Here is an 8,288-nt window from a genome sequence, read left to right as displayed (position 1 = left end):
GGCTCAATCTCAAATCTCAAATCTCAAAGCGAAAGCTCTAAAGCGACACTCAAACAGCGACAATAAAAACAGACTCTGCCTCAGAAATCTCCCTCTCTTTTGCCTCAAGTCCCCCATAAACCTTTTGTTGCGACTTTTGTTCTGGTTCCGAGTACCCTGTGTCAACTCAGTCTAAAATCTAAAATCTAAAATCTCAAATCAATAGACCGGAGTGTGATAAAAATCACTGACAGCAGGCAGCCCCTAAATGTAGAAAATGGTGGCGGCCAACAACTAGCTTCAAAACGGGCAGCGGAACCTGTGGCGGTTAAGCTAAAAGAATTGCGGTTCCGTTCAAAACAAATTGGAGTCATCGCTCGTGCGTATTAAGGAGGCTAATTGATGGTGTACGCAGAAAATTGGTCGCAGCCGTCTATCTTGGAGCTAGCGCGATCGGGCAACTTTCAAGCCCTGAATTACTGGATTGACAGCTTGCTGCGCCCCGAAGGGATTTATGCCCGCGTCGAACAGGCTCAGGCCGGCTGCGTCCAAATCCTCGTAGAATTCCAGCGCGAATTTGCGCCAGATACTACATTACTCGGGAGCACTCTCCGGGAAGGCTTAGTCAAGTTTATTTGTCACCAACTCTGGAGACTCAACTCGCCAGCAGTAGAAGGAGTGCGAATTCACGCGCGCTTGGCTGGGGATGCAGACATTCTCTGGAAACAGTCAGTGCGAATTGTGACTCCGGCAAACCGCCAGCGGCGGCGTTACCGTTCCCTACCGGTCGTCGATTGGGTTAAATTTAAAACGTATCGTTCTCTGCTGCTAGTGGGATCGGCACTTGCCTCATTTATTTTAGGGTGTTGGGTCAGCTACCACGAGGCTGTGACCCTGCAGTTAGGATCTCCAGTATCCGGCTACCAGCAAGCTGCTGTAATTTCGGGGCCGCCTCCAAAACGTGCGGATACGGTGCAAGCGGCCTTAGAAGTGGTACCAGTAGTTCAGCAAAAGCAAGTTGCTAATCCTTACGACCCAACCGTAACGCTGATGTTCGGAGGAAATGTGAATCTATCGGATGCGCTGGGAGCATCTGCTGCCAACGATCACCAATGGGCTTTCGCCAATATGGACGAGTATCGGCAAGCAGATGTGGCGATGGTTAACCTAGAAAACTCCCTGACTCGCTCTACATTGGGCTCTGCCAAAAAACAATTAAATTTTAAAGCCGATCCAGAAGCGGTGAAAGTATTAACAGCCGGAGGAGTGGATATTGTCAATCTGGCAAATAGCCGCGCTATGGATTACGAGGAACCGGGGCTGGTGGAGACTATGAATACTCTAGATAATAGTGGGATTCAACACCTGGGAGTCGGCAGAGATATTAAAGAAGCGAGGCGTCCAGATATTATTGAAGTTAAGGGTCAGCGAATTGCCTACCTCGGTTATTACGATGCCGAGCTTAACGTCGCCGACCAAGGGAAAGCGGGAACTAACCCCCGCCGCAACAATCGCGTGGCCGAGGATATTCGAGCTCTTAGGGGTCAGGTAGACTGGATTATTGTTAATTACCACTGGGGAGTCGAATTGGCAGATTATCCGGGGGACTGGCAGATTGATTTGGCTCGGTTCACGATCGACCAAGGAGCTGATTTGGTAGTGGGACACCATCCCCAGGTACTGCAAGGTGCAGAAATTTACAAGGGCCGCCCGATAGTTTACTCGCTGGGTAATTTTATATTCGGCCCGAATGCTCGCAGGGATTACGATACCGCAGTCCTGAAAGTATCGCTCAAAGACAGGAATATGAAGGTAGAGTTTCTGCCTGTGGAGGTGAAAAAGTTTCAGCCGAAGGTAGTGAAGGGAGCCGCAGCAGATCGTATCCTCAAACGCGTCGAGCAAATTTCTAGTATTTTCGATCGACCGATGCGATCTTCTGTAGTTCTCGATGCCTTAGTCCAGCCAGGAGGGGCATCAAAAACTCCAAATTATCCATTGCCAGGAGCAGCAAAGAGCGGTACATACCAGCCGGGGCGAGGTTCCGGGGCCAGCGACGGTGAAACCAATCAGCAAGGCCCCGGACAACCCAAACCTACTTTGATTTTGCCGGCTTTGCCGGCTGCGCCCCAACAGCCGGACAACTCCTCATTTTTCCCGAACGGGACGGGGCCTGCAATTGAATCAAACCCACCTCCGAATCAAAATTTGCCGCCGCGCATCTACCCCACTCAACCTCAAAATCCCAGCCGGGAACCAGAGCCGTTTACAAAAGAGCCATTCATCAAAGAACCGTTTATTTCGCCTCCTTCTCCCAGTCAAGGAGCAGTGCCGAGTCCCCAAAGCTATCTTCCCCCCAATCGGGCTGTATCTTTTGAAGTCGCACTCAAAGGGCAGCCGACCTCAGCGATCGTTCCAGCTACCCGCAGCAACCGCTCCAAGCACCCGATCGCCCTGCCTCCTATAGCTAGGAGCATTGGTTAGCCGGTGGGGGCCGGAGCGAGGATGCAGGGGGAGGATAGGGGCGGTAATGGGTGAACATCAAGATACTAGCGACCAATTATTAACGATCGATTTACTGACAACCAATGATCAATGACCTACTACCGATGACAAATGTGTTTGCGATCGCGCTCAAGCAAAAGCAGTACAAAACCTATATCCTCTCCGACGAAACCGCTAACTCTACTCTAGAAGTTGTGCCGGAACGGGGCGGTATTGCCACTAGCTGGCTGGTTGAAGGCAAAGAAATCTTCTACTTGGACGCGGAACGGTTCGCCAATCCCGATCTAACTGTACGTGGCGGGATTCCCATCCTGTTTCCCATCTGCAGCAATCTCCCCGAGAATACTTACACCCACAAGGGAGTGGAGCGTAAGCTCAAACAGCACGGCTTTGCTCGTGACTTGCCTTGGACAATAGGTGAACAAGTTACGGAGGGTTGCGCCGCTATTACGCTGATTCTCGACAGCAGCGACAAGACGCTGGCTGTTTATCCCTTTGATTTCCAACTAGCCTTCACTTATCAGATTAAAGGCAATTCTTTGGAAATTTTTCAGCGATACACCAATCTGTCTGACGAACCCATGCCGTTTTCTAGTGGTTTGCATCCCTACTTTTTGGCGACGGACAAATCTAAGCTCCGCTTTGAGATTCCAGGGATGCAGTACAGAGATCAGAACACCCATGAAAAGGGTTACTTCACCGGGGTTTTTGACCCGACGCTGGATGAAATTGATGTTTCCTTTGACGAGCTCACTGGTCTTGCTGCTACTGTCACTGACGCGGCGAGGGGCTTGCGGCTCACCCTCAGTTACAACTCCAGCTATGGGAAGTTGGTTTTCTGGATGGTGAAGGGCAAGGATTTTTACTGTTTGGAACCTTGGACTGCTCCTCGAAATGCCCTCAACACTGGCGAACACTTGATTTATTTGCAGCCGGGAGCGACTTGCGAGATGCTGGTTCGCATGACTGCAAATTTTATTTAAAAAACACTTGCTATTTCAAATGAGGGGTGCTACTATTAGAAATTGTGTGCGGTAACAATGTTTTCGCGGGTCGCTAGCTCAGCGGTAGAGCATTCGGCTTTTAACCGATTGGTCTCGGGTTCAAATCCCGGGCGACCCATAAATCAAGATAAAACTATAAATATTGAGTTCAGAGTTTAAGGCTCTGAACTCAATATTTATAGTATTTTGACCGAATCCCGCCAGCCCCCGGATTTATAGCAGTCGCCAAGGCGCTTAGGTCATTGAGCGGAGCGCCGTCCTGAGCGTAGCCGAAGGGTCGAAATGTCCACTTCGACTACGCTCAGTGACCGGAAGTGTCCTAACCACCTTGGCGGTTACTATATAAGTGGGGTCAATCTAAAATCTAAAATCTAAAATCTAAAATCGGTTGACTTTTCAATTCAAATCTGAAAACATCCTGCGCGATCGGTGGCAAATTGTCTTAAGATTGCTGTAAGAATTGAACTTGTCAAAAATTCACTGCCCAAAAAGCACAAATAATTAGGAGGAATATCTATGGCGCTTGTACCTATGCGATTGCTGCTCGACCACGCGGCTGAAAATGGTTACGGCCTACCGGCTTACAACGTCAACAACATGGAGCAAATCCAAGCGATCATGCGCGCTGCTGACGAAACCAACAGCCCTGTGATTCTGCAAGCTTCTCGCGGCGCTCGCTCCTACGCTGGCGAAAATTTCCTGCGCCACTTGATTTTGGCAGCAGTTGAAACCTATCCTCACATTCCCATTTCCATGCACCAAGACCACGGCAATGCCCCCGGCACTTGCTATTCTGCCATGCGCCAAGGTTTCACCAGCGTCATGATGGACGGTTCTCTGGAAGCGGATGCTAAGACTCCCGCTAGCTACGAGTACAATGTTCAAGTTACTCGCGATGTGGTGAATGTTGCTCATTCGATCGGCGTTAGCGTTGAAGGCGAACTGGGTTGCTTGGGTTCTCTGGAAACAGGAATGGGCGAAGCAGAAGACGGCCACGGCTTTGAAGGTGCACTTTCTCACGATCAGTTGCTGACAGATCCTGAACAAGCTGTGGATTTCGTTGAGCAAACCGGCGTTGATGCTCTAGCAGTTGCGATCGGCACTTCTCACGGCGCTTACAAGTTCACTCGCAAGCCGACTGGCGAAATTTTGGCAATCAGCCGCATTGAAGAAATTCACCGCCGCTTGCCGAATACTCACTTGGTAATGCACGGTTCTTCTTCTGTGCCCCAAGAATTGCTGGAAATCATCAACAGCAACGGTGGCAAAATCCGCGAAACCTACGGCGTACCTGTGGAAGAAATCCAAAAAGGCATCAAGTGCGGTGTTCGCAAGATCAATATCGATACTGACAACCGTTTGGCGATTACCGCTGCGGTGCGCGAAGCTTTGTTTGCTAAGCCCGATGAGTTTGATCCCCGCCACTTCTTGAAGCCGTCGATCAAGTATATGCAGAAGGTTTGTAGCGATCGCTATAACTCTTTCGGTTGCGCTGGTCACGGTACAAAGATTAAGCAAGTGTCTTTGGACGATTTTGCAGCTAAGTATGCTAAAGGCGAATTGAGCTCTTCTGCTAAGAAGACTGTAGCTGTTTAAGAATTTTAGGTTTTAGATTTTAGATTTGTCTGAGGTCTAAAGTTAGGATTGCCGGGTAGCTTTGAAGTTGCCCGGTTTTTGTTTGTGCGATTTTATGTATTTAGTTACTGGGCGATTGAAATCGCTACTATACAAACTAAGTCTGCCTCCGCAGACTAAAGAATCAACGAGGCATTAAGGTGACAAAGTAGGGCGCACAACACGAATCAGTTTACCTTCTAAAGGTTCTGCGGCGACGATCGCAGTGTGGATTCGGTTAGCCAGGGCTTCCCAATTGCGATCGTTCGTACAGGCGATAATGCCAGCATGAAGGGACTGTATCCGATGCAGCCGAAAGAAATCTTTACGGTTTTCGGTAATGACGGCACGTTTTTCGCTAGTAGCAAAAGCTAAAACATCCGGGTCAGGAATTTTCTGATTCGCTCTGCCTGCTTCTTGGACAGTCAAAACATCGTGTCCTAAAGCTCTCAGTAATTCTACAACAGGATAGGGGTATTGCTCATCGGCATAGAGACGTGCCATCGGCTACAAATCCTCGTCCATCACTTCATCGTTTTCCCGAATTTCTGTTTCAATTTCATCGGAGAAAGCTTCAGCATAGGCCCAAGCGTTAGCAATATCAGTAGCAGATAGCAATCGATAGCTTGTGAGTAAGTCTGCTTCGCTATAGCCAATACGACGAGCTTCTACAAGTCCCCAAACGGTGATGCGAGTTCCAGCAATGCAAGCACTCCCGCCACAGACATCAGGCGTTTTTTCAATACCGCGCCAAGGAGTGATTTTGCCTTGAGTGAGGAGTTGAACGACTTGAGCTTTTTCGTCGTCAGAGAGTGCCAGGAGTTGAGGCTCTAATTCTTTCAGCGTCATGACAAACAATTGAATTGCGACTACCGATCATTCTATCGAACCGATCGCCCAATTTACCCGATCGCCCCTTGCCACTCCTAGTAATTTGGGTGAAGCGCGACAATGTAAGCAATGGTTGTATAAATTACACTGTATGGGCGATCGCATATTGCCTCAGTACAGGTGAAATCGTGTAAAAATTTGCTTGTTGTTCAATCAAGCAGCGCCGCGATAGAGATTGCAGCGCATTTAGCAAATCTGAAGCCGGAATTCGGTCATTTTCTAGCAATTTTGCCCGATCGACTGGCTGGCTTTCTTTGGCTAACAACGAGATTACTTGTTTTTCTAGTTCGGATAGGCGATCGAACTGCTGCTGTAAAACATCTTTCAAATCTTCGGGCAACAATATGGTATCATTTGGCAATAACTCTGTCACGCCTCCTCCCAAGTCTTGAATCAGAGTCGCCACGCTTTTTAACCATAGGGGGTTGCCTTGATAGCGATGAATGAGTGCTTCAGTGTTGTCGCTTTCTTCTAACCCATAATCTCTGAGTATTCCCCGTCCGGCGGCGATGTCTAAACCTTTGATTTGTAAGGTACGAATGGCAGTATTTTGGTTTTTAGCTTGAGTCACTTCTCTCGGTTTTTCCCAACCGATTAACATCAAGCAGCTTTGATGGGATAATTTTTCTATTTGTTTGAATAAAGAGCGATATTCTTCGCATTCAGGTTTATATTTTCCTGCAAATTCCCCGCTACAGAAAAGGTTGTGCACGTCATCTAAGACTATTAAACAGCGATGGTTTTGTAAATACTTAATCAGCGGTAAACGTTTTTGGTTTGTTGGGGATGAATCTTCTTTTTCTGACTGGGAAAAAAGCTGTATTAGGTTAGATTGAAATTTTTCTAGGGTGGGGAATTCGTCTAGTGTGTACCAAACTGCGTACTCAAACTCGTCTTTGATTTGTTGTACGAGTTGCACTGCTAAGGTGGTTTTGCCGATACCGCTGATGCCGGTGAGGGTGATGAGGCGGCAGTGTTGTTGTAAAATCCAGGTTGTGAGGGTTTGGAGTTCGTGGGTGCGATCGAAGAAATCACCCAACTCTGGCATTTCGCTTAAATCTTGATGTAGAGTTTTGGTTTGTTTTGGGTTAGCTGTTTCCTGATTTGGTGGGTGTGAGTTTGGGATATTTGGCGGGTGTCTAGCTTCTGCACAGATGTTGAAAATACTGCTCACGTTGTTTGCAAAGTTTAAAGCATTAGAGTTTTGCAACCTCTCCATTGTGGAGCGAAAATTCGATTTACTGACTTTTTCCCCAAACTCCTCTGAAAGTATCTGCCATAATTCCGATCCGATTTCCCTGATGCGACTTTCAGAACAGTTAAAATCTTTAGCTATTTCTTTGTATGTCTCGCGTTGTAGAGTTCCCCGCAGTACCGCTTCCTGTAAATCGTCAAGGTGCTGACCTGTTTTCTCGAAAACTATGCGATCGGCGACATTTAACATTTCTTTAAGATTCATCTGGCAGGGAGATGCGAGAGTTTTGTGTATTGTAGCTCACAACTGCCAACATTTTCCTACATTTTCGTACATTGTTGTACAAACTTAGATTAAATTTAAAGTAAAAGCTAGGGATACTTGGCAGCAAAATAGAACTTTTTTGGGCTAGACAAACCTTGAATTTATTAAGGATAATGGAACAAGTATTAAAAGGATAAATTGATTTATGAATTGGGAAGATTTGGCCAGTAAAGCAGGTGAAGAAGTGGTAGAAAATGTTGTAGAAAAAACTATGGGAATTAATGGAAATACAGTCAAAACAGTCAAAGCGGTTGCAGAAACTGGTGCTGCGGTAGGTGCGGCTGCCAGTGCTGCAACAGGGTTGACTGTTGCAGCAACTTCAGGAGCAGGAATTACTTCGGGTTTAGCTGCAGCAGGTGGTGTGGTTGGTGGTGGTATGGCGGCGGCTCCTGCGGTATTAGCAGCAGGCCCAGCTTATCTTGGGGCAAAAATAATGAATGAAACTTTGTTCAAAGAGCAATCGAACTTGTCTCAGGAAGAGAATGAGGCTCGTGCAGTGGCAAGAACAGCTACAAACATTGGGGCTGTTGCTGGTTTAGCTGGTGCTGGTGCTGTAACGGTAGCTGGCGGTGCTTCTGGTGCTGCAATTATGGGCACCCTTGCTGGTATCGGTGGCGTTGTCGGGGGAGGCGCAATTGCTGGTACTGCCATAGTTGCTGCTGCACCTGTTGCTGCGGCGGCTGCTGTTGGATACGGAATATATAAACTTTTTGGAGGTAAAGGGTAAAGATAGTTAGTTCAGTTTGAATTTGTAGGTCTAATTAATCTGAAGTTTAGCG

Annotated in this window: 8 protein-coding genes and 1 tRNA gene; 6 read left to right on the top strand and 3 right to left on the bottom strand. The window is 47.6% G+C overall.

Annotation, left to right across the window (positions count from 1 at the left end; translation table 11 throughout):
* The first annotated feature begins 213 nt into the window (after positions 1-213).
* The 5 genes from QUA43_RS13525 to fba all read left to right on the top strand — a co-directional run bounded on the left by QUA43_RS13525 (position 214) and on the right by fba (position 5,081).
* Positions 214-369 carry a hypothetical protein gene (locus QUA43_RS13525; protein ID WP_158307982.1) on the top strand — a complete coding sequence of 52 codons (156 nt, stop codon included), beginning with the start codon at positions 214-216 and terminating at the stop codon, positions 367-369.
* 12 nt (positions 370-381) lie between these two features.
* Positions 382-2,460 (top strand): CapA family protein, encoded by a 2,079-nt coding sequence (locus QUA43_RS13520; protein WP_333374533.1) that lies wholly within the window; start codon positions 382-384, stop codon positions 2,458-2,460.
* 134 nt (positions 2,461-2,594) lie between these two features.
* A complete protein-coding gene (locus QUA43_RS13515) occupies positions 2,595-3,464 on the top strand; it encodes an aldose epimerase family protein (RefSeq protein WP_445301970.1) in 870 nt (289 codons plus the stop codon).
* 67 nt (positions 3,465-3,531) lie between these two features.
* Positions 3,532-3,603, top strand: a tRNA-Lys gene (locus QUA43_RS13510).
* A gap of 398 nt (positions 3,604-4,001) precedes the next feature.
* Positions 4,002-5,081: a class II fructose-bisphosphate aldolase gene (gene fba / locus QUA43_RS13505; RefSeq protein WP_006633469.1), complete on the top strand. Its 1,080-nt coding sequence runs from the start codon at positions 4,002-4,004 to the stop codon at positions 5,079-5,081.
* A 174-nt stretch (positions 5,082-5,255) separates the two neighbouring features.
* Here fba and QUA43_RS13500 read toward each other — a convergent pair whose 3' ends face one another.
* The 3 genes from QUA43_RS13500 to QUA43_RS13490 form a co-directional block, all read right to left on the bottom strand.
* A complete protein-coding gene (locus QUA43_RS13500) occupies positions 5,256-5,603 on the bottom strand; it encodes a DUF5615 family PIN-like protein (RefSeq protein WP_333374529.1) in 348 nt (115 codons plus the stop codon).
* A gap of 3 nt (positions 5,604-5,606) precedes the next feature.
* Positions 5,607-5,948: a DUF433 domain-containing protein gene (locus QUA43_RS13495; RefSeq protein WP_242722218.1), complete on the bottom strand. Its 342-nt coding sequence runs from the start codon at positions 5,946-5,948 to the stop codon at positions 5,607-5,609.
* A 124-nt stretch (positions 5,949-6,072) separates the two neighbouring features.
* Positions 6,073-7,449, bottom strand: coding sequence for an NB-ARC domain-containing protein (locus QUA43_RS13490; protein WP_333374528.1), 1,377 nt, complete (start codon positions 7,447-7,449; stop codon positions 6,073-6,075).
* A gap of 205 nt (positions 7,450-7,654) precedes the next feature.
* On the opposite strand from QUA43_RS13490, the gene QUA43_RS13485 reads away from it, so the two are divergent.
* On the top strand, positions 7,655-8,236 hold the full coding sequence (locus QUA43_RS13485) for an RNA polymerase subunit sigma-24 (RefSeq protein ID WP_333374527.1): 582 nt from the start codon (positions 7,655-7,657) through the stop codon (positions 8,234-8,236).
* Positions 8,237-8,288: the final 52 nt, after the last annotated feature.

This window comes from Microcoleus sp. N9_B4 (assembly GCF_036701635.1).
Classification (GTDB): domain Bacteria; phylum Cyanobacteriota; class Cyanobacteriia; order Cyanobacteriales; family Microcoleaceae; genus Microcoleus.
The sequence above is the reverse complement of the archived record's forward strand: the minus strand, read 5'-3'. Positions and strand labels throughout refer to the sequence as shown.